The sequence below is a fragment of the Chloroherpetonaceae bacterium genome, assembly GCA_025056565.1.
Taxonomy (GTDB): Bacteria; Bacteroidota; Chlorobiia; order Chlorobiales; family Thermochlorobacteraceae; genus Thermochlorobacter.
In genome coordinates, this window is sequence record JANWWA010000005.1 from 155,694 (window position 1) to 180,620 (window position 24,927).

23 protein-coding genes and 1 tRNA gene are annotated in these 24,927 nt (G+C 49.3%); 1 reads left to right on the forward strand and 23 read right to left on the reverse strand.

The features are described 5' to 3' along the window. Positions 1 to 18: 18 nt before the first annotated feature. From NZM05_05910 to NZM05_05965, 12 genes are all read right to left on the reverse strand, one after another. A complete protein-coding gene (locus tag NZM05_05910) occupies positions 19 to 930 on the reverse strand; it encodes an ABC transporter permease (GenBank protein ID MCS7013151.1) in 912 nt (303 codons plus the stop codon). A 44-nt stretch (positions 931 to 974) separates the two neighbouring features. Further along, positions 975 to 1,967: an L-histidine N(alpha)-methyltransferase gene (gene egtD, locus NZM05_05915; GenBank protein MCS7013152.1), complete on the reverse strand. Its 993-nt coding sequence runs from the start codon at positions 1,965 to 1,967 to the stop codon at positions 975 to 977. Positions 1,968 to 1,977: 10 nt separating this feature from the next. Further along, entirely contained in the window at positions 1,978 to 3,246 is a 1,269-nt protein-coding gene (gene egtB, locus NZM05_05920) for an ergothioneine biosynthesis protein EgtB (protein ID MCS7013153.1), read from the reverse strand. A gap of 227 nt (positions 3,247 to 3,473) precedes the next feature. Continuing rightward, entirely contained in the window at positions 3,474 to 4,166 is a 693-nt protein-coding gene (locus NZM05_05925; GenBank protein ID MCS7013154.1) for a hypothetical protein, read from the reverse strand. A 90-nt stretch (positions 4,167 to 4,256) separates the two neighbouring features. Continuing rightward, on the reverse strand, positions 4,257 to 4,784 hold the full coding sequence (locus NZM05_05930; GenBank protein ID MCS7013155.1) for a hypothetical protein: 528 nt from the start codon (positions 4,782 to 4,784) through the stop codon (positions 4,257 to 4,259). A gap of 148 nt (positions 4,785 to 4,932) precedes the next feature. Then, complete coding sequence (locus NZM05_05935) at positions 4,933 to 5,283, reverse strand: TMEM14 family protein (protein MCS7013156.1); 351 nt, start codon at positions 5,281 to 5,283, stop codon at positions 4,933 to 4,935. A 59-nt stretch (positions 5,284 to 5,342) separates the two neighbouring features. Further along, entirely contained in the window at positions 5,343 to 5,969 is a 627-nt protein-coding gene (locus tag NZM05_05940; protein MCS7013157.1) for a helix-turn-helix domain-containing protein, read from the reverse strand. A 99-nt stretch (positions 5,970 to 6,068) separates the two neighbouring features. Further along, a tRNA-Phe gene (locus tag NZM05_05945) sits at positions 6,069 to 6,141 on the reverse strand. Positions 6,142 to 6,216: 75 nt separating this feature from the next. Next, entirely contained in the window at positions 6,217 to 7,017 is an 801-nt protein-coding gene (locus NZM05_05950; GenBank protein ID MCS7013158.1) for a glycosyltransferase family protein, read from the reverse strand. 5 nt (positions 7,018 to 7,022) lie between these two features. Continuing rightward, on the reverse strand, positions 7,023 to 8,264 hold the full coding sequence (locus NZM05_05955) for a site-specific DNA-methyltransferase (protein ID MCS7013159.1): 1,242 nt from the start codon (positions 8,262 to 8,264) through the stop codon (positions 7,023 to 7,025). A gap of 15 nt (positions 8,265 to 8,279) precedes the next feature. After that, positions 8,280 to 9,341 carry a hypothetical protein gene (locus tag NZM05_05960; GenBank protein MCS7013160.1) on the reverse strand — a complete coding sequence of 354 codons (1,062 nt, stop codon included), beginning with the start codon at positions 9,339 to 9,341 and terminating at the stop codon, positions 8,280 to 8,282. A 12-nt stretch (positions 9,342 to 9,353) separates the two neighbouring features. Further along, complete coding sequence (locus tag NZM05_05965; protein MCS7013161.1) at positions 9,354 to 10,427, reverse strand: flippase-like domain-containing protein; 1,074 nt, start codon at positions 10,425 to 10,427, stop codon at positions 9,354 to 9,356. 218 nt (positions 10,428 to 10,645) lie between these two features. Between NZM05_05965 and NZM05_05970 the strand changes: the two genes are divergently transcribed. Next, the gene (locus tag NZM05_05970) at positions 10,646 to 11,365 is read left to right on the forward strand and encodes an SDR family oxidoreductase (GenBank protein ID MCS7013162.1); all 720 of its coding nucleotides are present in this window, start codon (positions 10,646 to 10,648) and stop codon (positions 11,363 to 11,365) included. On the opposite strand, the gene NZM05_05975 is transcribed toward NZM05_05970, so the two are convergent. The 11 genes from NZM05_05975 to NZM05_06025 all read right to left on the reverse strand — a co-directional run bounded on the left by NZM05_05975 (position 11,356) and on the right by NZM05_06025 (position 24,813). Further along, complete coding sequence (locus NZM05_05975; GenBank protein MCS7013163.1) at positions 11,356 to 12,699, reverse strand: DUF2029 domain-containing protein; 1,344 nt, start codon at positions 12,697 to 12,699, stop codon at positions 11,356 to 11,358. The two genes, NZM05_05970 and NZM05_05975, sit on opposite strands and share 10 nt — an antisense overlap. Next, the gene (locus tag NZM05_05980; GenBank protein MCS7013164.1) at positions 12,696 to 13,910 is read right to left on the reverse strand and encodes a trypsin-like peptidase domain-containing protein; all 1,215 of its coding nucleotides are present in this window, start codon (positions 13,908 to 13,910) and stop codon (positions 12,696 to 12,698) included. The genes NZM05_05975 and NZM05_05980 overlap by 4 nt, the downstream gene beginning before the upstream one ends. Before the next feature lie 166 nt (positions 13,911 to 14,076). Continuing rightward, positions 14,077 to 14,598, reverse strand: coding sequence for a hypothetical protein (locus NZM05_05985; GenBank protein ID MCS7013165.1), 522 nt, complete (start codon positions 14,596 to 14,598; stop codon positions 14,077 to 14,079). Positions 14,599 to 14,603: 5 nt separating this feature from the next. Continuing rightward, entirely contained in the window at positions 14,604 to 15,383 is a 780-nt protein-coding gene (locus NZM05_05990) for a TSUP family transporter (protein ID MCS7013166.1), read from the reverse strand. Between the two features lie 2 nt (positions 15,384 to 15,385). Beyond that, on the reverse strand, positions 15,386 to 16,594 hold the full coding sequence (locus NZM05_05995) for a glycosyltransferase family 4 protein (GenBank protein ID MCS7013167.1): 1,209 nt from the start codon (positions 16,592 to 16,594) through the stop codon (positions 15,386 to 15,388). Continuing rightward, on the reverse strand, positions 16,594 to 17,505 hold the full coding sequence (locus tag NZM05_06000; protein MCS7013168.1) for a glycosyltransferase family 2 protein: 912 nt from the start codon (positions 17,503 to 17,505) through the stop codon (positions 16,594 to 16,596). The genes NZM05_05995 and NZM05_06000 overlap by 1 nt, the downstream gene beginning before the upstream one ends. Before the next feature lie 17 nt (positions 17,506 to 17,522). Further along, positions 17,523 to 18,803 carry a glycosyltransferase family 4 protein gene (locus NZM05_06005; GenBank protein ID MCS7013169.1) on the reverse strand — a complete coding sequence of 427 codons (1,281 nt, stop codon included), beginning with the start codon at positions 18,801 to 18,803 and terminating at the stop codon, positions 17,523 to 17,525. Positions 18,804 to 18,825: 22 nt separating this feature from the next. Beyond that, on the reverse strand, positions 18,826 to 20,337 hold the full coding sequence (locus NZM05_06010; protein MCS7013170.1) for an oligosaccharide flippase family protein: 1,512 nt from the start codon (positions 20,335 to 20,337) through the stop codon (positions 18,826 to 18,828). A 31-nt stretch (positions 20,338 to 20,368) separates the two neighbouring features. Next, on the reverse strand, positions 20,369 to 21,820 hold the full coding sequence (locus NZM05_06015) for an O-antigen ligase family protein (protein ID MCS7013171.1): 1,452 nt from the start codon (positions 21,818 to 21,820) through the stop codon (positions 20,369 to 20,371). Further along, positions 21,781 to 23,055 carry a Wzz/FepE/Etk N-terminal domain-containing protein gene (locus NZM05_06020; protein MCS7013172.1) on the reverse strand — a complete coding sequence of 425 codons (1,275 nt, stop codon included), beginning with the start codon at positions 23,053 to 23,055 and terminating at the stop codon, positions 21,781 to 21,783. Before NZM05_06020 ends, NZM05_06015 begins: the two co-directional genes overlap by 40 nt. A gap of 18 nt (positions 23,056 to 23,073) precedes the next feature. After that, positions 23,074 to 24,813, reverse strand: coding sequence for an SLBB domain-containing protein (locus tag NZM05_06025; protein MCS7013173.1), 1,740 nt, complete (start codon positions 24,811 to 24,813; stop codon positions 23,074 to 23,076). Positions 24,814 to 24,927: the final 114 nt, after the last annotated feature.

The window sequence follows — 24,927 nt, forward strand, 5'->3', positions numbered from 1 at the left end:
TGCTTGGAGAAAAGCTAACTACAAATCTTGCTGCTCAAACACAAGGTAAGTGAAGGTAAGCAAGGCAAGCATATAGCTGAAACCGAGCACAAACGCCGTAAAGTTGTCGTAAGCAGGTAGCAATTGCTCCATTTGCTCGAGCGCTTGACGAGCTTGCTCTGCGCGTGAGGGCATATCACGCACAATTAAATCTACCTCATCTCTCAGCTTTTGAACCTGTGCAGTCGTTTGTTCCAATCTCTGAGCATCATATCGCAGTGGGTTGAGTAGGTCGTCAAACACTCTTGTAGGCAGATACTTCACTATGGTTTTCAGCGAGTCAAAAAAGCTAAACACAACGCTGGCGATGTTTTCAATAATGATGGTGTAGAGAAGCGTAGAAGCCAGTGCAGCGCCAGCACTACGCGTAAGAAAAGAAAAAAGAAATGCAATCGTGCCATAGCCTAAAAGAACAACAAAGTATGCGGCAATCAAGTCTACATCTTGCCAGCGAATCAGTGGTTCACTTATGCCTTGTTTTGCCGAACCAATTGCACCGAACACAAGCACGCTCACGAAAAAAATCAGCACATAAAGCAGGGCAGTAAAAACAATCAGCCAGAGCTTGGAAAGAAAGAAAGCTTCTTTAGAAAGCCCATCAATCACATTTTGCCGTGCGGTGCGGTAGGTAAATTCACTGGCAGCAAGTAGTGTGATGGTAACTGGCACATAGATAGTGCTAAACCACTTGAACAGCCCAATCATACCTGACCAGCCTTCTGGTAAGCGAAGAAAGACTTCTCGGTTGTTAAAAGTGATAGCTTGCGGCACGAAGACGAGAAAACTCAGAATAAGAATCGCAAAGAGCGTGTAAATGCCAGCGGTAATCCAAAATGCAGCGCGGCGCGTGGTCTTCAAAAATTCAATTTCTATCAGTGGCAGAACCTTCATAGAAGTAGCGTTAAGTTTGCTGAATCTTCGGCTAACTTCAAAGCTCAGCTTGCTTGCCAAAGCGAATCGACAAACTGGCGCTTGTGGTCATAGAAATTTTCCACAATGTGAAAGCCTGACTTTTCTGCCAGCGCTTGAATATCCGATTCAGAGTATTTGAATGAGTATTCGGTATGAATTGGCTCGAAGGCACTGAAATAAATCATCGTCTTTGCAGCCTCAATCCAGATGCGCTGCGCTTCTTTGCTGATAAGGTAGCTTTCCATTGCGCCAAGCACAGGGTTATAGGTTGCATAGTGCTGGAACTTTGAAAGGTCGAACGTGGCGCCCAATTCACGATTAATGCGGCGTAACAGGTTTAAGTTAAAGTCACGTGTAACGCCTGCTGAGTCGCTATAGGCGTGCAAGAGAGTTTGAATATCTTTCTTCAGGTCAAAGCCAATCAAGGCAAAATCGCCATAACGCAGCGCTTTTCTGAGGCAAGAGAGAAAGGCGAGACTTTCGGCTTGGGTAAAGTTGCCGATGTTTGAGCCTAAAAAGAGCGCCATCACAACTCGGTGAGGCTCTCTTTCTAAGCGTGCAAGTCCGTGAAAGTAGTCGTCTATGATGCTGCGCACGGTGAGGCTAGGAAAACGACGCATGAACATTTGTGAGAGCGTTTGAATAGCGTGGGCTGAAATATCAATCGGTGCATAAACCAAGTCCAGATGCCGATGCAGTAGACACTCGAGGAGCAATTTGGTTTTAGTGCCATCACCAGCCCCTAACTCCACGAGAAGAAGCGAGCGATGACCGATATGCGTGGCAATTCGTTCACGGTGTGTTTCCAAAATTTCAATCTCAGCACGCGTAAGGTAATACTCAGGCAGCGCCATAATTTTTTGAAAAATCTGGCTGCCTTCATCATCATAGAAGTATTTACTGGGTAAGCGCTTGGGCGTAGCTTGAAGTCCTGCGATGACATCGCGAAGGAAGTCAGCTTGTGCTGAGGCATCATAGTGAATAGATTGTGCAGTCTGTGCGTATGGTGATTGCATAGTTAAGATTTTAGAGTTTGTCAGCTAAACGCACTCCAGAAAACTGCCACCGTTTATCAGGTTGAAAGAAGTTTCGGTAGGTGAGTCGGATATGACTTTGAGGTGTGGCACAAGAGCCACCACGCAGCACCATTTGACCGCTCATAAACTTGCCGTTGTATTCACCAATCGCACCCGCAGCTTTTTGATAGTTAGGATACGGCAGATAGGCGCTGGCTGTCCACTCCCACACATCACCAAACATCTGCTGGAGTGTTCCGTCTGTCTCTGCAGCAGGTATCGGCATCAGCAATCCACTTTCGAGAAAATTCCCTTGCTCTGGGTTTGCTTGAGCAAGTGTAGCTGCAACTTCCCACTCAAACTCAGTAGGCAAGCGTTTGCCTTTCCAACTGGCGAAAGCATCGGCTTCATAGTAGCTGATGTGCGAGACAGGTGCTTCTTTGCGAAGGGGCACTAGCCCGCTTAGCGTAAATTCAAACCACTCGCCGTCGATCTTTTCCCAGTAGAGTGGTGCTTGCCATCGCTCACGCTGCACCGTGTCCCAGCCATCTGAAAGCCAATGCCTAAAATCACGGTAACCGCCACTCTCGACAAATTCCAAAAATTCACCGTTGGTAACGGGACGAGTCATAAGACGTGTGTCGCCAAGATAGACTTTGTGGTGTGGCAGTTCATTGTCGAAGCAAAAACCCATGCCGTTGTAACCAACGCAATAGATACCGGCAGGCACTTCTACATATTGCTCAGAGGACGGTGCAGCAGTCTGCCTTGCCGTAGCGGGCGCAAGCGCTTGATAAGCAGGACGCAACGGATTAGTGAAAAGAATATACTTGATGTCCGTTACGAGCAGTTCTTGATGCTGCTGCTCATGGTGAATGCCAAGCTCAATAATGCTGGAAACTTCGGGCCACTTTTCATCACTGAGATGCATAATGAGTTCGTGCACCTTCTCAGTAACTATGGTGCGATAGGTGTAGACCTCTTTCACGGTAGGGCGTGACAGATGCCCGCGTTCATTGCGAGCGGTGCGTGCACCAATGGCGTTGTAGTAAGAGTTAAAAAGAAAGCTGTAGAGCGGATGAAAGGACTGATATGCAGTGGCGTAGGGTTGTAGCACAAACGTTTCAAAAAACCATGTGGTATGCCCTAAGTGCCACTTTGGTGGACTGACATCTACGATGGGCTGCACGACATAATCTTCAATTTCAAGAGGGGCGCAAAGCCTTTCTGTTTCACGGCGAACCGATAAGAAGCGTTCAGCCAGCTCTGTTCTATGCATTGTTTGCTTGTGATGATTGAATCTCTACGCTTAAAATTCTCCTTTTGCTTATTCCGTTTTTTCGGCGCTAAGAAGTTGTTATCTGCCAAATAGTGCAGAGAGGGAGTCAAGCGGCGCAGCATTTGGATAGCGACGAAGCAAATGCCAAACATGGCGCATTGTTTGTGGCAAGAAAAAAGTAGGGTTCACTTTGCACTGGAGGTTGTTAGTCGCTTCGGCGTCAGAACTTAGGAGGGTAGTTTTAGTGCGATGCCAAAACGCAGCGAAAACGCAAAAAAGCTCAATGTAACGGGCTTTTTTTCTCGGTCACTGTCGAGATACTCTAAGCGTTCTGAGCCGTTTTGCGCGACACCTGTCAAACCGCCACGCAGGGAAGCATTAAAGGTTGCCAGCACGGACGCGCTTAGAGGGAGGCCGAAAGTAAACTCGGAGAAAAGCGCAAGTCCAGTCGTGCGATAAAGCGAGGGTTGTGAGAGCGTATTGTTAATCGTGCCGAGAAGCAAGCCAGTGCCAACGGTCAGTTTTACCAGTGCGCGGCTCTGCAGAGGCGCAAGTGGCACAATAGATAGGCAAACTGATGGGATAAGCATCGTGCCAGTCAGGCGCAGTTGTTGAACGGCACTGGTCGCGTCTGCTGCATCTTCAAAGAAAACGTAGGTTACATCAACGCCGCCATAAAAAGGATCGGCAAGACGAAAAAGGGCAGACATGCCTGCATCAAGGCTGGTGCGCACATCAGGGCTGCGTATCAAGCGGACGGTTTCACTCCAGCGTGAAAAGTCAGGTGGAATCATACCGCCGACACCAGCTTTCGCATCGAAGATCAGCCAAGGCAGAGAGGTAGAAGGCGACAGCGAAGATTGAGCTGAGGCAACCAAGGAAAGTGCAAGCCAACACAGAACGGTGTATCGGGTTTTCATCCGAGGAGCAAAATCAAAGCTAAAAATAAAAATCGCCGTCGGTTTCAGGCGAGCCTTGACCAACGGCGATTTTGCGCCATGAAGAGAAAACTACCACCCCAAAAACGGATCTCTCAGAAAGCCCACGTTCCCAAAGCCCCAAGGATTACCCCAGAAAAAGTAACCTTGAGGAACTTGTTGGATACTGAAGCTAAGCGTAAGGTCTTTGGTAGGCTGATAGACGGCTTGAAGGTTTTTCAGATATACGCCTTGAAATGGATTCTGACCGCCCAAAAATTGGTTCTGCACAGGTGAAGTGCCAAAAGGCTGGTGAATGACGCCAATATCAGCACGAAGCGCCAGTGGAAAATCAAAGCGATAAATCATCGTATTGACATACTCGCCAACCGTAGTTCCAAAAAGTGAGTTATAGGTGAGCGAGTAGGAGTGGTGCATCTGAAAATGGTTTTCATCAAAGGCGGGACCAAGCAAATTCGAAAAGAGGCTTTCGGAGGGTCGCTGAAAAACTGCAGCAGCGCCATCACTAACCGTTTGGCGCGGCACATCCTTGACAAACTGAGCCTGTGTCGATACAGACAGTGTCAAAACCAGTATGACTGCAAAAAGCATTTTCTTCATGGTTCGAGCTGAATGTTTGCGTTTCTTAGGTATTTACGAAACTCTTTAGGAATTCGCAAATCCAAAGAGCCAGAGCGCTACAACTGCGTGGAGCAGTGCCAATCTGCCTTGAATTGAGCGGGAGCAGAGTAATGCGGTGCGCAATGCCTTAGGAAGCGGCATTCGTGTTCTGCTTCAATCCGACGAAGAAATACACCACAAACAGCACGGAGAGTATCACGAGCGAAAAACGCACCCAGTATTCACCGAGAGTGGCTTCGCCTGAACTGAGCTTGGCAAAAGCGCTTGGCAAGCGCATGCCCAAGCCAAGAAGGATAGCAGCGGCTGAGGCGAAACAGAGCCATTTTGCCCAGTCTTGTGTTTGGTAGAGGTATCCACCCAGAATTGCTAGTACTCCAGCGCCTGTGCCGATAAAACTGGTTGGGCTGCCTGACTGGAGGTAGCCGATAATGCCGAGCACGATGAGCAAGATGCCGTAGATAAGAATAACCGTATTCATATTTTTTTTGGATTAGGTTGAGAAGTGAAGTAAAACTTGCTGTGAGCAGAGCCGTGCATTTACACCAGCGTAGAGCGTGTTTTTCGACGAGGTGATTTGCCATTCGGAGCAGGCAACTTGTGTGGGTGATGTTCGGGCGAGACAGGATAGAAGGTTGCAGTCAGAGCATATACGACGTCCCCTGTGTCACTATTTGCTGCCTCACAAGCTTGCAGCCAATCTTGAAACTGCTGCTCCAGCTTTTCAATTTGCTGGCGAGAGGCGCGCACATACTGGCGCGCAAAAAAGTGCCGCCCGCTATTTGGTTTAATGAGCTTTTGAGCCAGACTTTCTTTAAGTTCGGTGAGTGTCGCTTGCAGGGCTGAAGAGAAAGTAAGTTCTGAGGTGTCATCGTCGTCAAGGCGCACTTCAAACAGCACGGGCGAGAGCGTAAAGTGCTTTGCAACAGCTTGGAAGTATTTTTCCAGCGTGCCACGATTTTTCTTGGTTTTGACAAGCTTAATGAGACCAGCGGCTTCCAATGTCTCAACGTGGTGATAGAGCTTATTGACATTCTCGCCAAGTAGCTCTGCCACTTGCTTGGTGGTCATAGTATGCTCACATAGCACATTGAGAATGCGAATGCGCAGGGGGTCAGCAATAGCACGAACTTGCTCCAGCTTGCGGAGCATGTAGATGTCGGTCATACTTCCTGACAGTTTGAAGACTCGAGTCGCCTACAAATCTACGCTTCTTGCGACAAATTCCAATCAAAGAAGAAAAGCCGCAAGAGGCGGCTGCTGATGTGGTCAGAGAGGGAATCGAACCCCCGACACGAGGATTTTCAGTCCTCTGCTCTACCAACTGAGCTATCTGACCAATTTCTGTCAGGCTAATTGCAAATATAATGCATTGCAGGAAATTTCCTAAAAGGAGTGTAGCACAGAGTGGCATTCAAATTTGCTTCGTATCACGGGCAGAGACAGTTTTCAAGTCGTGCAAATGATGCCGATACCAATTGACGCCTGCATATTTTTCATTTAGGCGTAAAAGCTCAGGCCTTGCAGCCAGCAAGTTCAAAATATCGTCGAGCGAAAAAACTGGTCGCTCAGGTGTCCAGAGTGCATCATAGACGGCTTTAATGAAGTCATAATCTTCTGGATAGTCAATTGTGAAGCGGTGTGTTTTAGAGTAGTCCAAGCCTGTTTCCCAGACGACATTCATCAAGCGGAAGCGTTCAGGCTGGTCCCAGATGAAAGGCGTAGTGTGCTCACGCTCATAATCTTTTTTAGCTTCTCGCCAAGCAATTTCCAAGATAGGGAAGGGCATTACTTCCACATCGTTGCCGTCAGGATATGTGGGGGGGTGAAGGTTACTGACGTAGTCCACATCGTTACGGTGCCAGAGAAAGGTGCGAAGCACACGGTCAATCACCGCAGGGTCAATGAGAGGGCAATCCGAGGGGATTTTCACCACTGCGTCGGCTTTTTCTTGGCGAGCGGCTTGGTAGTGCCGGTCAAGTAGGTCGGTGGGGTGACCTGAAAAGCACTTGATGCCAAGGGTGCGACAAAGCTGACGCACGGGGTCATCACTGGGGGCAGTAGTGGTTGCAACGATAAGTTCAAAGGGAGTTTGAGCGGCTTGAATGCGTTCCAACTGGCGTTGCAACAAAGGCTTGCCAGCAAGCGGCAAAAGAATTTTATTCGGTAAGCGGCTCGAGCCTGTGCGCGCCTGCACCACAACCAGAAGGGTCATTGTTGCTAAACAGTAATGGTGAAAAGTTCTTTTGAGTATTGGCTGCTATAAAGCTTGCTTTCGTCCTCAAATAGGCTTAAAGTTTTTGGTATTTGTGGAAATGCCTTATGTGAGAGACAGCCTTTTACAAGCACAACGCAACGGTTAGTGTTTGTGCCTTTCTCATTGTTGGACACACCAAAGCAATTGGCGAGCTTGGTAAAGCGTTGCTTGTTGACAAGCACAGCATATATTGAAAACCCAACATCTTCTCCAAGCTCCGCAACAATTTCATCTAAGTTCAGAACTCGCTGCTTATAGACGACTTCGCCAACCTCAACGACTACAACGCCATTCGGCTTAACTACGCGATAGAGCTCTCGGAGTGTGTCGCGAATAAAGACCTTCCACTCCTCCAAATTACGGGTTTGCACCAAACTCTCTTTGAACGCTGAGGCCTCAATGCCGTAGAACCATGCTTTTAGCCAATTGTCTTTCAGATAATCCACCTTGTCCAAAAAAGGCGGTGAAGTGACGACAAGGTCAACTGTCTCTGATTCAATCCAAGGCATCTGACGGCTGTCGCCTGTATGAATTCGGTTTAGCAGCGATTCAGGAAATCGCTCTTGAAAGCGTGCGGCGCCCTGCAGCGAGAGCTCAGCTTTACGCAAAATGCGCGACTTGACCTCACGATACGGCGGGGTTTGCCGACGTTTCTCGTTGATTTTGCGCTGTGCGTCGGGTGAGACTGCAATCTGTGGAAAAGAATAGACAGAGAAAAATCCGTCAGAATGTCCATGCAGACGAGAGACCGCAATCAACTCAATGAAGCGATTGACATCATCGTAATGCTGCTGAATCTCACGCCTCAAATTCAGTAGTTCTTTCAGCGTATCAGGGTGGTAGAATACGAGTAAGTCGAGATGTTCGTCGAGAGTAACAGGACAAGAAAGGTCAAAGGTGCGTAACCGACGTTCTATGTCTGCAAGCGAGACAGGATGGGTTTTAGCGTAGGTGATTTTTTCCGAAATCGGATTGATGTCGTTGTGGAATGCAATACGGCGGCAGAGGTTAGCTTGCAGGGCAGTTGTGCCACGTCCGCCAAATGGGTCAAGCACAATTTCGCCCTGCTTTGAAAATTGCCGAATAAAGAAGTCAGGTAGCTCTGCTTTGAATGAGGCGCGATAGGAAAGAATGTAGTGCAGAGGAAATGTTTGTCGCTGCTTACTAGTCCAGAACTCGCCTTCCACATACAGCACAGGACGCATCACGGAGGAGATTCGTTATGAAATCCCTTTTGAGAATGTAAAGAGGCTCATCATCAGTTGTGGCACATACTCGGCATTCACCCAGCGCTTGGGCTGCACTTTCTTATAGGGCCTGCTATCTTCCAGTAGCTCTCGGCAGACATTAGCGATATTTTGCGCTGATGTGCCACCGTTCTGAATCGGCATCAGCCGCCGCAGTTCATTAATATCAAACTCGGAATAGACCTCTTTGCCTAGTGCGAGCCCAACATAGACGGTCGAGGAAAAGCGTGTAATCAGCACATCACAGTTGGCAATCATCTCTTCGGCGCTGCCAGAAGTGTAGACCAATGCGCCTGGGGCATATTTTTGAATTTCACGCGTGGCACGCTCATGGTTTTCATTCGGGTGTAGCTTGAAAATGAGCTGCCGACCATTGGCAATACGCACTGCGTTCTCAATAAACTTGCGCCGATTTTCATACTTCAGCGTCTCGCGAGAGTCACTGGTGCAGACCAGCACGAAGTTTTTGTAAGGGAAATTATTCTGGTAGAACTTCTTGCAGTTATCGAAGTTGGGAATGCCTGTTACACGAATTTTCTCGGGCTTCACCCCTTTTCGGATAAAAAGGTCGCGGTAGCCTTCGGAGGCGACACAGAAGTAGTCATATGCATCGCTTAGACCTGTAGTCGAAGTGCTGGCAATCCAGCGTGGCAAGAAGGGAAAGAGCTTGACAAGGTGGTAGAAGAAATTTTCAGGGTCAGTCATTCCTTCCTGCACAAGCACAATTTTTTTGTGCTGGATATTTTTCTGAATGAGGAGATCGGAGGAAGTCACCACAAGGTCGTAGTCATTTTTCTTGCCTTGATAGTCAATTTGCAAGCCGTGTGCATTGAGGTAGTTCATGCAGCGTGCCACGTGCTTGAAGCCAGCAGGCGTGGGCTCAGCCAGCTTCATCTGGCGCAGGACTTCATGGAAGCCGTCGCAGTAGTAGGGCGTAAACCAGCAATCATATTCAGGAAGACACTCAGCAATTTGATGCATCTGCGTGGTTTGGTTGTGGGAGCCACCGATAAAAAGGATTTTTTTTCTTGCCATTTCAACTTTGGTTTAAGGTTTATTTAAGGTTTCAGTGGCCTGAGCAAAGACTTCCTTCGGTTTTAAGTCAGAGAAAGCCAGCAAAATATACCCGACCAAAATCCAGAAAACCTCCTTGCTGCGTTTAATTAAGACAAAAGCAGCACCGAGCGTGGCACTTTCTGCAACGCCAAAGCCTTCCAGAAAGGCAACATAGCCGTAGTCCTGAATACCAATACCAGCTGGCAAAAATACAATAATTGACCTAAGAAATGAGAGCGCTGACTCCAGCGCTAAAATCTCTACAAAGCCAAGCTCAATGCCAAGCAGTTTCATAATGAGAAAAGTTTCCACCGTCTCAAAGAACCAAGCCACCACAAAAAGCAAAACAGAACCTGTAACACTTCGAAGCGAGAGCTGACGAAACTTGGAGAACTGATGGTCAATGTCCAGAATTTTGGCTTCCTGCTCAATCAGCCACTTGCGCATTGATTTGAAAGGCACACGAAGCAGTGCACGGTGCAGTTTTTCAGCTAAGCTACCATAGAGGAGAATTGCCACAGCAGTGCCAAAGAGCGAAAGCACCGTTATTGATGCGCCCAAAATCACAAAAGGCAAGCCGGGCATACCGATAATGGTTTCTGAGCCTTGCGAAAGCGCATCGTAGCCCAGTGCGACACTTACAACCACATAAATCGCATGCCCGACGCTCAGGAAGCTATTGCGCATCATACCCGTTGCAATCCCCTCTGAGATCGGCACGCCGCAGCGACGGTAAAGAATCAAAGGCTTGAGCGACTCTGCAAGCGCTGTGCCGCCCGGCAAGCTCATAAGCAACGCTTCAGACATCAGTTTCACGCTAAGAAGTTTGGAGAAAGAAACTTCACGTCCGATGTGAGGAAAAGTGCTGCGCCAGCCGAGTGTGTCAAAAATGCTGGTGATAAAGTAAGGCACAAGCACCAGTAAAAGATACCAGCTGCTGTGTGCAATGAGCGCGCTAACTCTGCCATAGTCTGCATTGCTGACCAGCCGAATAAACAACGAAATGCCGAACAGTAACGCGACGAACTTGAGCAGAAAGAGTCCGTATCGCTTCAAAAAGGGCATTCTGTTTAGGCTAAGTTGTCATGCCGCTGGTCTTGCGGCGCACAAAGATACGCCACGCTGTGCAATAGACAACTGCAATCGCATAACCGATGTGACTAAAAGGTTAAGTGTTTCGTGAGCTGTGCTTTCCATACTGGAAAGGGGCGTATCAGAGCGTGTGAAACGAAGCAGCTTGCAAATGCCGTTTAACGGGCAGTTTTCAATCAAACCTATCCTGTATGAAACTTGAAGGAAAAGTAGCTTTGATTACAGGGGCGAGTCGCGGAATTGGGCGAGCGGCAGCGATTCGCTTTGCCCGGGAAGGCGCAAAACTTGTTCTGGCTAGCCGTACTCAATCAGAGCTGGAAACGCTCGCCAAAGAAGTCTTTGATCTCTACGACACAGACGCACTGGTTGTGCCATGCGATGTTACAAAATCTGCCGAGGTGAAAGCTCTTGTAGAGCGCGCAGTCGCAACATTCGGCAGAATTGATATCCTACTTAACAGCGCAGGCGTAGGATACCTCAAACCTATCACAGAACTCACGGTAGAAGAATTTGATGAGATGGTCGATGTCAATCTTAAAGGCACATTCTATGCATCGAAATTCGTAAGTGAGGTAATGGTGAAGCAAAAGTCGGGACATATTATCAACCTGCCGGGCATTTTAGGCAAAGCGGTGATGCGAATGTCGTCAGGCTACTCGGCATCGAAGTATGGTGTAACGGGGCTTGCCAAAGCAATGACGCAAGACCTGATGCGCGACGGCGTAAAGATTTCACTGCTGCACTTCGGCGGTGTCAATACCAGCTTCTGGGACAAAATCACAATGCGGGTGCAGCGCGAAAAAATGCTCACTGTTGACCAAGCCGCCGATATGGTATTGCTTTGTGCCACACAGCCTGACCAACTGGTGCTTGGAGAACTGGTGTTGCAACCCGAAAGTCATCAGCTCTGAGCAAGGCAGGGCTGGCTCTCAGCAAGAGGAGCACAGGCGGGCAAAAGCGCTGCCAAGCGAAAAAGTGCAGCTGCCGTGAGTGCAAGAATGACCAGAAAGCTACCATAAGCCAGAAAGAACTTTGACCAATACCAGCCGATAAGGTCGGGGCTGGTAAGGAGTGTGATAGCAAATGCTGCACTCACAAGCCCTAAGAACCATCTATCTCTGACTTTCCACTCTACGATTGCCGTTGCAATGTAGAGCCACGCAGGCAACAAAGCAACAAGGTGGTATTGATGCGATTGTGGCAAAAAAGCTGGCACAGTGGTGCACGCCAGTGCCACACCACCCCAGTCGTAAGGAATACCACCTTTCTGGCGATAGCAAGCGGCGTAGAGCACAATCAGTAGCAAAACAAGCCCAATGAGTGAGGCTTTGAGCACGCTAAGCCAGAGCTTAGGTAACTCAGCGATTGTAATAGAGTATAGGACACCATCTTGCTCAAAAGCAGCCGTATTGGTAAAAAGCCGAATCATCTGCGCAGAAAGAGAAATGTTGTCCGCTTGGAGAGCAATACCAGTGGGGTCAATGTGCTTAAAGGGCAGCTCAGTGGCAGTAGGTGCGTTTTTCAAAACGCGATGCACAATGAAGTATGAAAAAAGCTCCACATTGCGCTCTACTCCAAGAAACAGCGAGGGTAGAGCAATCCAGATAATGCCGCCGAAGGTAAGCAAACCAAGAAGTTTCCAGTCGCGCTTTGCAAGGTACCAAACACCCAGTGGCAGCGTGAGTAGCTTAAAGCAGATGCTAATGCCTAGCGTCATGCCGCCTAAAACTTCTTTTCCTTTTCGAACCAGCCAAAGCCCAAGCATCGTAGCGCTCATCACAATCAAGTTGACTTGCCCGCTTGAGATTTCATAGAGAAGATAGCGTGAGCCTAACAGAATGGTGAGCGATGCAATAGCCCACTGAGTGGAAAGAGGAAGGGAACGAAACCGTTTGCCTGTCATCGCTTCGTAGCCAAGCAAGATGGAGATGCCAATGAGCAGTGTGTTCAGTGTGGCAAGCCAGAGTACATTGACCCAAATCGGGAGCGAGATAAACGGAATGAACACAATGCCAGACATCGGTGGGTAGACAAACATATAGCCATCTTCGGGGTCAATGTATGGATGCTCGCCCTTGTAGATGGATTCAGCAATATTGACAAAGATGTTAATGTCGCCCTTGAGGCGTGTGTGAGACTGTATTTGCTTGTTGGAGCAGACGACGATAACGACCAGCGCTACAGCCCAAGCCAGTGTGCGCCAGAGCCACAGATAGCGTTCAAATGAAAAACGCGCAGCTGTCATTGCTTCTCGAGTTTGACCGCAATCTCCAGCATTTTCCTATCTCTAATGACCTTGAGCTTCAAGATGTCGCCAGCACGAAGTTCACGCACGGCAAACATCAGCTCCTGCTCATTGCGCACCTTTTGACCATCGGCTTCCACGATAATATCGCCAACCTTCACGCCGGCACGGTCAGCTGTGGAACCTTTCTCCACATTAACCACCACTACACCTTGACCTTGCTCAACGCCGAAATATCTTGCCAGTTGCGGCGTGAGGGCTTGCACCGAAATACCTGTCTTGAACGAGCGCTCAATTCTGCCCTTTGCTTTCAGCTCCTCGACGATTTTCTTAACGCGATTGATGGGGATAGCAAAGCCAATTCCGATTGAGCCAGCGCCACCACCTGTGTAGATGAAGGTGTTGACGCCGATGACTTCTGCATTCGCATTTAGGAGTGGGCCGCCGCTGTTGCCACTGTTGATAGCTGCATCGGTCTGAATCATATCGCGGTAGGAGCGACCTTGCACATCAGGGAAATTCAGTCCAGTGGAGCTAACGACACCAACGGTTACGATAGGCTTATTGCTAATTTCAAAAAGTCCGAATGGATTGCCCATTGCAATTGTCCACTCACCTACAATGACATCATCAGAGTCTCCAAGCTTCAATGCAGGGAATGGACCGCCGTCGTCGACTTTGAGCAGTGCAATGTCGGTGAGGTCATCGGCTCCCACCAGACGTGCATGATGCTGCTTGCCATCAATGGTGGTAACGACAATTTTTGCGGCGTTGCCTGCCACGTGAGAATTAGTAACAATGTAGCCGTCGGAGGAAATAAAAAATCCAGAGCCTAAACTTTTCACCTCTTGCCGCAAGATTTGATTGCGGCGACGCATAAAAGGGCCGAAGAAAGGGTCATCTTCAAAGAAGAAACTGAAAGGGTCGCGCACTTGATACTCCCGCACCTCTGTAACGTTGATGCCTACCACTGAAGGACTGGCAACGGCAACGGCATGCGTGATCGCATTGTGGCGAGAGCGCGTAATGTCGTCAGCCTGAGTCTGTGCATAAAGCGAACTTGGGCTGGCAAAGTGCTCAATGCGGTCTTTTTCCGATGCTCTAACTTCGGTGCGTGCTTCATCTGGCTTTCGCTCAAGCACGCAAGCTGCCATAGCAGTCAGTCCCGAAACAAGCAAAAGTGGCAACAGATGTTTGATGTGGTGTGTCATAGTTGCAGAGATTTTGCGCCGTGAAATACGCAGGCACTTAGCAAGAGGTTTCTAACTGTATGGGCAAAGTCCCACTCTAAGCGAAGATCTACTCTACCTGTTCCACCTGCAAGGAAGGAAAGCAGAAGCAAAGTAGGCGGAATGAGGCTTTGCTGACTAGCGCGCATCAATACGAGGCAATGGATTCTTTGGCTTTGCTGAATGCAGAAAGACCCATAAATGACAACCCAAAGAGAAGATTGACGCTAACAAGCGTTGTGTAAAGTTTATGCAAGCGATTAAATTCATCTCGGAGGGGCTGCTTGGCAGGGTCAAAGTTGTCGAAGTCTTTAATTTCTACAAGGCGCAGGTGCTCCATTTGCTCCGTAAGAAACTTGCCGTAGCCGATAAGCAGCACAATCATCACGCCTAATAGCACGGTTTTGATAATTCGCACTGTATTACGGCTTTCAGCTTGCGAGAGAAAATAGATAGCTGCAACGCTCATCAAAACAGCACCAGCAGCTTCGAGAAGATTAAGGCGTGCAAGAATTTTGCCATTCAGATGCCCCGCTAAGTTAATGCTTCCTGCTTCGCGGAACACTGTGCCTGCAACCGCAAAGGCAAACATGACAATCGCACCAACCCACAGTGCGTTGCCAAGCGATTCCAGAAAGGTGAAAAGACCGTTTAGCACAGGCTTGTTCATCTTGGTTATGGTGTTGATTGCAGTGTATCGTAGCCAAATTTAGCAATGATGACAAAAATCACGAGCAGAAAAAGTGTGCGAATAAAGGCGCTACCGCGTAGCATAGCGAGCCTTGTGCCCAACAGTGCCCCTAAGATGTTTGAGACCCCCATCGGCAAGCCAATCAGATACAGCACGTGGCCGTGCAGACCAAAGTAAAGCACGGCTGCAAGGTTGGTGGAGAAATTCACCACTTTTGCCGTCGCTGAGGCGTGTAGGAAATCAAAGCCAAAAATGCTGATGAAAAGAAAAATGAGAAAACTGCCTGTGCCGGGACCGAAGAACCCGTCATAGAATCCCAGCACGAGGCCGACAAGAGCCGCATAGAACAGCTCCTTTTGAGGAGAGAGCTTGGGACGATGCGCATCGCCAAAGTTTTTATGAGCAAGGGTGTAAAAGGCAACCGTAAGCAGAAGCAGCAAGATGACAGGACGCAACGTTTCCTTACGAAACAAACTCACAGTGCTGGCACCCAAAGCAGAGAAAAAGAACGCAGGAACTGCAGCAGCCAGCGCGACACGCCAATTGAGCAACAAGCTGCGTGCGTAACGCACAGTAGCAATGCTGGTGCCACAGATGGAAGAGAGTTTATTTGTGCCAAGAATCGGTGGCACATCAGTTTCAGGGGGCAAGACGATGAAGAGAGCAGGCAATTGCACTAGTCCGCCCCCGCCCACAATTGCATCAATAAAGCCAGCTATAAAGGCTGCGGCACACGCCCAGAGAAGCTCAGGTGAAAATTCCATAGTCAAGTAAGTTGGGGCACTTGCTTGGCAGAGAGATACTCGAGATACATTTTTTCAACGGCATCGGTCATAAACGCAGTGGTAAATTCAGGGAAAGCGCGCTGGTGAGCATTTTCACCAAGCTGGCGGCGCAGTTCAGGTGCTTTGGCGAGCAAGATGATTTTTTCAGCCAGCAAACGAATGCTCTCACGGGTGATAGGTGAGGCTGGAATGAGAAAGCCATTTTGACCGTCGACAATCATCTCAGCTGCACCGTCCAAGTTGAAACACACAATTGGCTTGGCACTTGCCATGGCTTCTTGAATGACACGTGCCAAGCCTTCGTGTAGTGAAGTGTGCACAATCACATCACTGATACGAACTAACGCTGCAACCTCTGCGGGAGGTACAACGCCTGTAAAACGCACTGCGGTGTCTAACTGACGCTGCCTCACCAGCTGTCGCAACTGAGGTTCGTAGTCGCCACCCCCAACCAAAAGAAACTTGGCGCTAGGTACGGCTTCTAAGATGTGTGGCGCAGCTTCTATCAAAAATTGATGCCCTTTGAGTTTGGTGAGACGAGAAATTTTAGCAACCACAAAATCCGTGCTCTGAAAGCCAAATCGTGCCGCATACTTCGCCCTTAGCGCCTCCACGTTGTCGCATGGCTGAAAAAACGATTCATGCAGACCGCTACGAATAACACGATATTGTTCAGGCTGACCGATACGCTGCTGCAAGTGTCGCTCAATCATTGTTTGTGAGACACTGGCAAAGGCAGTCGTAAAGCGTGCGGCAAAACGCTCTAAGCCAATAAAAAGCCTCCGCAAAACTGGAGGCTGATGGGCGTGAAATGAAAGCAGATGCAAAGTGTGAAAGACCAGCGGCACCCCTGCAAGCCGTGCAGCAAGTCGCCCCAAAATACCAGCTTTGGCAGTGTGCGTGTGCACAATGTCAAACCTGCCCTGCTGAATGAAACGGTAAAGGTCTAAGAATGCACGCAAGTCGCGCAAAGGGCTGATTTCCTTAACAAGGTCAGGAAAGAGCGTTACAGGCACGCCCGACGCAGCAGCTTCGCTAAGCAAACTGCCTTCAGCAGGCACATGGTAACCTGTGGCAATTTCCACTTCGTAGCCTTTTTCCTGTAAGCCTTTCGCCAAAGCTAGCGTGCCTTCCGTTGCGCCACCAATGCTAAAGACCGTGATGATGTGTAAGATTTTCGGTTTTCGCATCAGTAGCGGTTCAACGCAATAACGGTTTTGAGAATCATATTGTCCAGCCAAGAAGCGCGCCGCACGTCGCCTGTAAAAAGATAGGCGAGACGAGAGGTAAGGCGCTGCTTGGAGCGTAAAAAGCGTGCTAAGATGCGACGCTCTTTTTCAGCAAGGGCAGTGCCAAAGCAGCGCTCAAACTCTGTAGCTTGCTCAGTGAGCCGAAAAATACGGCTGTTGCCACGAATGAAACTTTGCCAGTGCCGATGGAGCTTATCCCAAGTGGTCGCAGTGGCGCCGATTGTATTTCGAGCGTGCTGTCGGTATTTCAGGGTAGGGGTCTCATCATAGAGAAGTTTGCCGAAAGCAGAAAGCACAAGGTAAATCCACCAATCGTGCATAATCGTGCGCACTGGCAAAGCAGAAAGCAACAGTGTGCGAGCTGCACGGTTCAAGACCATTGTGCACCCTGTGGCTTGGTTTTGCACCAATGCATTTGCAAATCCAATACGCACCGCACGCGGCGAGAGTGCAAGGGGACGCAAGTTGGCATCGACAATTTCAAAGCGGGAGAAATAAAGGAGCGGCTGTGTGTCGTCTTCTTGCTGCAGTCGCTCAACAGCGCGCTGCAATTTATCGATGTGCCAGACATCATCTTGGTCGCATAGTGCAAAGTAGTCAGCCCGCTCGTCAGCATTAGCTAAAAGCCAGAAGTAACTTTTTGCAGCTCCTAAGTTTTCACCAAAGAAAAGTTGCATTGCCTTGTGCTGTGCGGCATACTGCTCAAGCAGCGCACGCGTGCCATCGCTGGAGCCATCGTCGCGCACCCACAGACAAAAAGCTGGATAACTTTGGCGCAAAATGCTATCCAGTTGCTCGGCTAAATATGCCTCGCCATTGTAGGTGGAAAGCAAGATGCATACTTGTTTCATCTCCAAAGTGCCAAAGGCTATCCGTTTTTGCATGAACGGTAAGACGCCAAAGTTAGCCGCTCATAGTCGTCTATCAAAGTTTGCGCAACCTGTTCAATGCGAAAATGCGCTTCCACAAATGCACGGGCTTCGAGCGAAAGGGTCTGGCGCAAGTAAGAATCGCTCAGCAGCGAAAGAATGTGCTGACTGAATGCATCTGCATCGCTGGCAAGTAGCACAGCTTTTCCGTCTGGTGCGCCAATACCTTCGTTTGCAATGGGTGTGGCAACTGTGGGCACGCCGTGTGCAAGTGCCTCAAGAAGTTTCACAATAACGCCGCCGCCTACAAAAAGTGGCACCAGTGCTGCAGTGGCTTCAGCATAAAATGCACTCAGGTCAGGCTGGTAGCCATGGAACTGCATTGAAACGCCTTCACTCCAACGAAGCACGGACGACGGAGCACCTTTGCCAACAATATGCAAGGTCGCAGTAGGCACTTTCTGCCACACTTTTGGCATCACCTCGAAGCGCAAAAATTTGACCGCTTCAAGATTTTCAGGGCGATGCATCGCACCGACGAAGAGCAACTGTTGTCCAGAGCGCTGCATGGGCACAGGGCACGGCAAAACATCAAGACCAGCGCGCCGCACACCGACGCAAAGACGGGTGTCTAATTGCCGAAGCAGCGCAGCATCAAATTCTGAGAGGGCATAAATTTTCTTCAAATGCCGATATGCCGCCAGCTCTGCCCGACGCAGTGCATAATACTTTGCCCAGCAAGCCAAACGATGAAAACCGTTTGCTCGCTCAGCATAACGCTGAGCAGGTTTGAACTCTACATCGTGCGCTGCACCAACCGTAGTGCCAAATCCAGTAAGCCTTCTGGCAAAAAGCCGACAAAAGTGCCCATACTCCACCTGAATAATGTCGGGCTGCAGCGATTGCAAGATAGGCACAAGGGCCTGCCAGAATCGGGCTTGGTCAGGCTTTTGGCGCGCATAGATACCAAAGACACTTGCCCCATACTGCACAAGTGAACCGAGCAGCAACTGGATAGACGACCAAAAACTGGGCGTCTTTTCCCTCACTGGCAGCGGCGGCGCAACTTGGTCAGACGACTCAACTTTCTCTACTGCAAGCACTACTTCGACCCACTTTGAAAGTTGTGCAAGTGCCTGCTCTTCGCTTGGCTCATACATTGCAGCTAAGTAGATGTTGCACTGTGCACTGAGCGCCCTAAGCAGTGTGTAGAGCAATGTTGCGCCACCACTTGGCGCATTTGGATATGGAAGGTATGGCGTGATGACCAAAATGTTCATTGTGCATTGCTCTTTTCGAGTGTTACTTCTGCACTGCGCGAAAGAGAGCCGAGGTATCAATCAATTTGAGGCGAAGCCCAAGAAGCACTTGCCCAACTGCAAAAAGTAGACCGCTGAGCATAAGAAACACAAGTTCGCGTGTGCGCAAAGGCAGCGCAAAATGCTCCAGAGTAAGGAGCGTTTCAACAACAAAATGCGCCATAGCTGCCCAAAGTGCAGTCCAGATTGTCATCGGCAAAAGTGTTCTTAGAAGCATGGCTCTGAAGGAGGCTTGCAGAGCAGTGTAACATTGCTGCATCATTAAGAGGCTCAAAAGACTGACCACAAGAAGCGTGGCAAGCCCCATTGCAGACTCACCTATTACATAAAGCAAAGTTAGGTTGCATAGAAGATGCAAAATCATCGTTGCGAGATTAAGGCGCGTCTCTATCTGCAAGTCTGAGCGTGCTCTGAGCATCAACATTGGAACGCTGGCGATAGCATTCAGGGTAAAGCCTATCAAAAGCCACTGTGCAATGCGTGCAGGGTGGCTGATGTCGGGCGCATTAAGCCAAAAGCGTAGTATGTGTTCAATGTTGAAGAAAAGAAAGCCTGAAAATGAGAGCGTAGCAAATGCCAGATACTTTGTTGCGTCGTCGGTCAGTCTATTGAAGCCAGTGGTATCACCTGCTGTGTGAAGTGAGACGGCAGCAGAAAACAATGCAGGCAAGCCCAACGTAGGCAGCTCACGCGCCAGTGTGGAAAGTTGCATGGCCACGCGAAAGGTGCCCGCTGCACTGGTGCCTAAAAGGCTCGAGACCAGTGGCACCTCCAGCCGCGTAATAAGCCAGAGCGAAGCCGTGTATAGATGCAAGCGCACCCCACATTGAAAAAGCTCACGCAATAACGCCTTATTGAAGAACGAAAGTGTCACGTGCGGAAAATACCAACGCAAAACCATCGCTCCGCTGCCACACATTATTACCATTGCCACAAGATGCCCCCACGCTAAGGCATCTAAGCCAAAGCCAAGCAAGAGCAGAATTGCAGCAAAGGCATTGCTAAGGAAAAGCCCAAGCGACAAGATGCCAACACTTAGCTCAAAGGCTTGCGCACCTTCAAAGACGCTGATAATTGCAATCGTTAGGGCATAAAAAGCAAAGGCAATGAAAGTGGTAAGGTAAAGCGTGTGCACCGCAGAGGTATTTGGCTCAGGGATGCGAAGCAATGTGCAGAAGGGTTCTCGCAAAAAAAGCGCAAGGAGGAACACAGCACCCGATAGAGCAAGATAGAAGTAGAAGACAGTCGAAAAAAGCGCCGAAACTCTTGAATAGGCTTGCTGAGTATGTGCTTCTGCAATGAACTTGACAAGTGCGCCGCCCACACCGAAATCCAGCAAAAGCAAGTAAAACATTAGCGATTGAAAGACCGACCAAGTGCCAAAAGCTTCCAGACCAAGTGAATGAATGAAAAGGGGCGTAAGAATTAGGTTAAGGCCGACAGTAAGAAACTTTGGCAGCGTAAGATAAAGCGCATTCGTAAGAACTTTCCGCATTCGGACTAAGCTCTGAGCAGTATGGGAAAAGTTACCGTTGAGTTGCCGTGTTAGGTAAGATTTGGCGCTCGAGATAGGCAAGGCTAGCAAACATCAGCGCATTGAAAAAGTTTGTGTTGATGTAAGTCATCACAGGCGTAACAAGCCCAATGGTCATAAATCCGACCAGTGAGCCAATCAGAGCAAGAAGAATCGTCTTGGCTTGAGGCGAAATAGCCAAGCGATAAAGTCGGTAGGCTTGCACCAGTGCCCCAAGCCAAAGAACCAGCAGAGCAAAAAGTCCAATCAAGCCACCCTTGTGCAAGACATGAGCATAATTGTTGTGGATAAACCACCAGTCCACCATGCCTTCATCAACATTTGCATCGCCGAAGCGGTAGACGGTAAGCGTCCCACCTGCTCCAACCCCGAAAAGTGGATGGCGTGGAAATTCATCAAGCACGGCTAAAATTTCCAAAATGCGCTCAACGCTGCTCACGTCCAAATCACCCACTACAGCTTCGCCACGACTGGTAGTAAGCACGATGATTTTGCCAAGCGATAAACCTAAGGCAAGCATTAGACCGAGCGCCAAAAGACCCATTGCCCCAAGCCAAAGCATTGCTTTCATAGAGCGACGCAGACCCATTGCTACCGCAATGGCGACACACCCCAGCAGAAAGCCCAAGTAGAGCCCGCGCGTAAAAGTGATGAGAATCCCTGCCAGCAAGATTAGTAGCACCAAAATCAGCGCACTCCGCGCCGTGCGCATACCTTCGGTAAAAAGTGCAGCAATGACAATCAATGCAGCAGGCACAAGCAAAAATGAAATGCCCGAGTTGTATCGTGAAAAGTCGCGGCGCACTGCATCATCAAGAAAGCTGATTGCGGCAAAAAGGGTTGCAACCACAACAAACGCTTTCAGCAACGATTCCATGCTTGTGCCACACTTGCGGCTGGCATAGAAGAGATAGACCCAAAAGAGTGAGAGGTAAAGGAAATTGCGTCCGTCATCGAAAATGTAGTATGGTCGATTGCCATGAAGCACGCCATGGATAAGTGAAGCAATGCTGATGAGACTGTATAGCAGAAAAAGCTTTTGCATGGTTGTCCAGCGCATAAGCTGCGCTAAGCGAGCTTCCATCAACCAATCACGCAGCATAATGGCAAAGATGAGAAGCAAGATGCCATCCTGCAGGTGCACGCCACCCGCTGCGATTGGCTTGCTAAAGTGCCGCTCCATCGGTGGAATGATGGGGCTAATGAGGAAAAAAAGCAAAAGCAGCAGCCAGTAAAGCCACTGAAAGCGTAGCACATTGAAGAAGCCTAACACGACTATGCTAAACAGACCAACAAGCAAAAGGTACTGGCGTAGATAAAGCGCAAACGCTGCAGCAACCACAGTGCTAATTAAGATGGCATAGAGCATGCGCACTTTTGCAGGCGAGGGTGGGGCGGAGGTAGTCAGCGCAGGCGAAACATCTTGACGAGCGCTTGAAGCCATGGTGCATTTGAGGATTTCGCAAGTTCATACTGTAAAAGCACCAGCGAAATCGAAAGCAAAAGTCCGCCTAAAAACCCGCCAATGATAATGAGGGCACGTTTGGGACGCGCTTTCCACTCTGGCACATAGCCACGGTCGAGCACAAGAAGCGTTGGCGTATCGCGCACTTCTTGGAGCTTGGCTTGCTCATACTGCGGCAAAAGAAACTCCACGATTTTGGTTTGCAGCATCACTTCTCGGTAAAGCCGAAGATATTCCATACCCAAATCAGGCATTTTCGCCAGTGGAATAATTAGGTCAGATTGCAAACCGCCGATTTCAAACTTTTTGGCTTGGCGACGCAATTCCTGCGCTTTGTCGCGTGCCTGCAACACCTCAGGGTGGAAGTCACCTAAACTTTTGCGCAAGACATTATACTCGACTTCGCTCTGCACCGCTAAGGCTTCCACTTGCGCAGAGGCTTCCAAGCTTGCTTTCACTTGCTCACGCACTTCGCCCACGCGGTAGGTTTTCTGAAATTCATTCAGCCGCTCTTCAGCCTGTTTTAAGGCTTCTCGGGCTTCAGCATACCGCTTTTCAATAAACTGACGCTGGTAGCGTGCATTTTCCGTTGCCAATTCTCGGTTAATAGAGTCAATCATTGCAATGACAAAATTTACCATTTCTGCGGCTTTCACTGAGTCGCCTTTGTAGTAAGCCGTAATCGTAACCGTGTTGTTGCGGTTGTTCTTGAAAATGAGATTGTCGTCCAGTTCCTCGAGCGTTTTCTTGATAGGCTCTTTGGTGTCGGGGTCGTCATATTCATATTGGCGCACAAGGTCAAACTTTTGAATGACCGCCATTCGCAAGCGTCGGCTATCGAAAATGGCTTCGTAGCGGTCAATGTCATCGCCAAGCTTTTTGCCGAGAACACTCTCGGCTGCACCGCTCAGACCACTGCCTAAACCGCTCGCTCCGCCTAAAAGGCGTGTCAGTCCTAAAAGGTCACTGGGTGGGGGCACAAGAATCGTGGCAGATGATTTATACCACTCTGGCAAAATGAAACTGACGACTGTAGCAACCAGTGTCGAGAAAAGTGTGCCGAAAACGATATAGCGCCGCCATGGATAAAGCGCATTCAGATACTCTACCAGTCGTGGCGTTGGTTCATATCCATTCTGCAAGTCGGGGCTATGCCGGGTTACCTCGCCCTCTGTGCGTGCAGGGCTAGGCTTCGTGATAGGTTCTTGTGGCATAGTGTCGGTGTGTTCAGCTCAAGGTTGTCGAAAGACTTGAAAAATGAGCAGCGCTAAGGTCGCAACCGTTGAGATAATGCTTACAACAGGTGTAATTTCCGCCATCTGTTGCGCAAAGGTTTTCTGAAATTTCTTCGGCACAAAAATCCAGTCGCCTGACTCGACAACGGTTTCGTTTGGATACTTCCACTCAAAGCTACCGGCTTTCAAAATGCGCACATCGCCAGTGGATTCACTGGTTTCGCCGCCAGCAAGCGCAATGTAATCTTTGTAAGAGCGATGGGCGTCATACTTAACGTAGCCCGGATTGGCTACTTGCCCAAAGACATAAACTGTGCCCGCGTCGCGTGGAACAATAATCAGGTCGCCATCTTCAAGCACTACATCGCTACTTTTGCCACTGAAGATAGCGCGAAAATCAGCCGCAACATAATTGCGCCGAGCCCCCAGCTCCAAGTTGAAGTTGGCAAGTTCTTCAGCGTCTAAATCGCCAGTGCGAATAAGCTGCTGACGAATAAAGTCAAGGTCGGGCGGCACATTGGCAGGCAGGGGCACCCCTTCTTCAGATTTTTGTCGCCGAAAAATTCGTGCAGCGGACAATAAAGCTTCAGAAGTAAACCCGCCTGCCAAAGCAATAACTTCCTTGAGGGTGGTCTTTTGCGATTCAATTGCGTAAAAGCCCGGATACGCAACTGCCCCGCGCACCGTAACGTTGCCAATACGTGCGTGCGTCTTGAGCGGCACTTGCACACGGTCGTTGGGCAACAGTGGCACATCGGGGGCTTTGCCCGCCAAAATTGCCGCCAAGTTGACCGTAAGCCGCTCAAAGCCCTTCTCGGTGTGTCGTGTAATTTGCACACGCTCCAAGTCGGCATATTTCGTTGCGCCTAATGCAATCTTGTAGAGGGTCGTTAGGCTATCGAACTGGGAGTATTCATAAAGCGCAGGAAGATGCACTGCTCCGTCAATGCCCACCAAATCCATGTTCTCTAACTGCAAGTTGGGTACTTCAATCACATCGCCTTCGCGAAGTCTGGGATTAAAGCGGCGCTCACCTGTAAGAAAATACCGAATCAGGTCAACTGGCTCGGTTGTGCCGTCGCTGTGGCGCAGCACAATGTTGCGTAAAGAGGCTTTAATCGGGGGTTGCGTGTCAGGGTAAAGCCGACGCGCCAAAAGCTGAGACGCGTCGGGTTGCGGTTGCCCTTGTGAATTAGCAAGGTAAAAGATTTTGTCGACACGGTCAAGCGGCGTAGCGGGTTGCTGGCTACGTAGCGTCACAGCGCCTGTAATCAAAACCAGAAAGGTGCGCGGCTGATGCAGCGAGACTGAAACACTGGATGCGCGGTATTGCTTTAAGACACCTTGCTCAATTGCCTTTTTTATCTCTGTTAGCGTTTTGCCCTTTGCATTGAAAACACCGACCGTTCTAAGTGAGAGCATGCCATCTGGCGCAATCATACTGCGCAGCGTAAGGGGAATCGTGCCAAAAAGGTTGACCTCAATCACATCGCCAGCGCCCAGCACATATTCGTCAGGGTTAATAGCTTCTTCGAGGGGGATGCTTTGAAACACCTCAGGAGTTAAGCTCAGTGCATTAAGGCGTTCCAGTGACGATTGACCTTGACTACCAAATGCAGAAAAGTAGGTACGCATCACAGAGCTGCGTCGCTCTTCGGCACTGGGCACCGATACACCTTGAGCAAAGGACGCAGCTGTAGCAGCAAGTAGCCACGTCGTAATCCAGAGATAGCGCATTTGTGTTACGCTTACCGCTGGTTGTCTGGTTCGAGCTGTTGCGATGTTCAGTGCAATTTTCTTTTCCCAAGAAAACAAAGATAAAAAAGCGGCTCGTTTTCTTGCGAAAGAGGC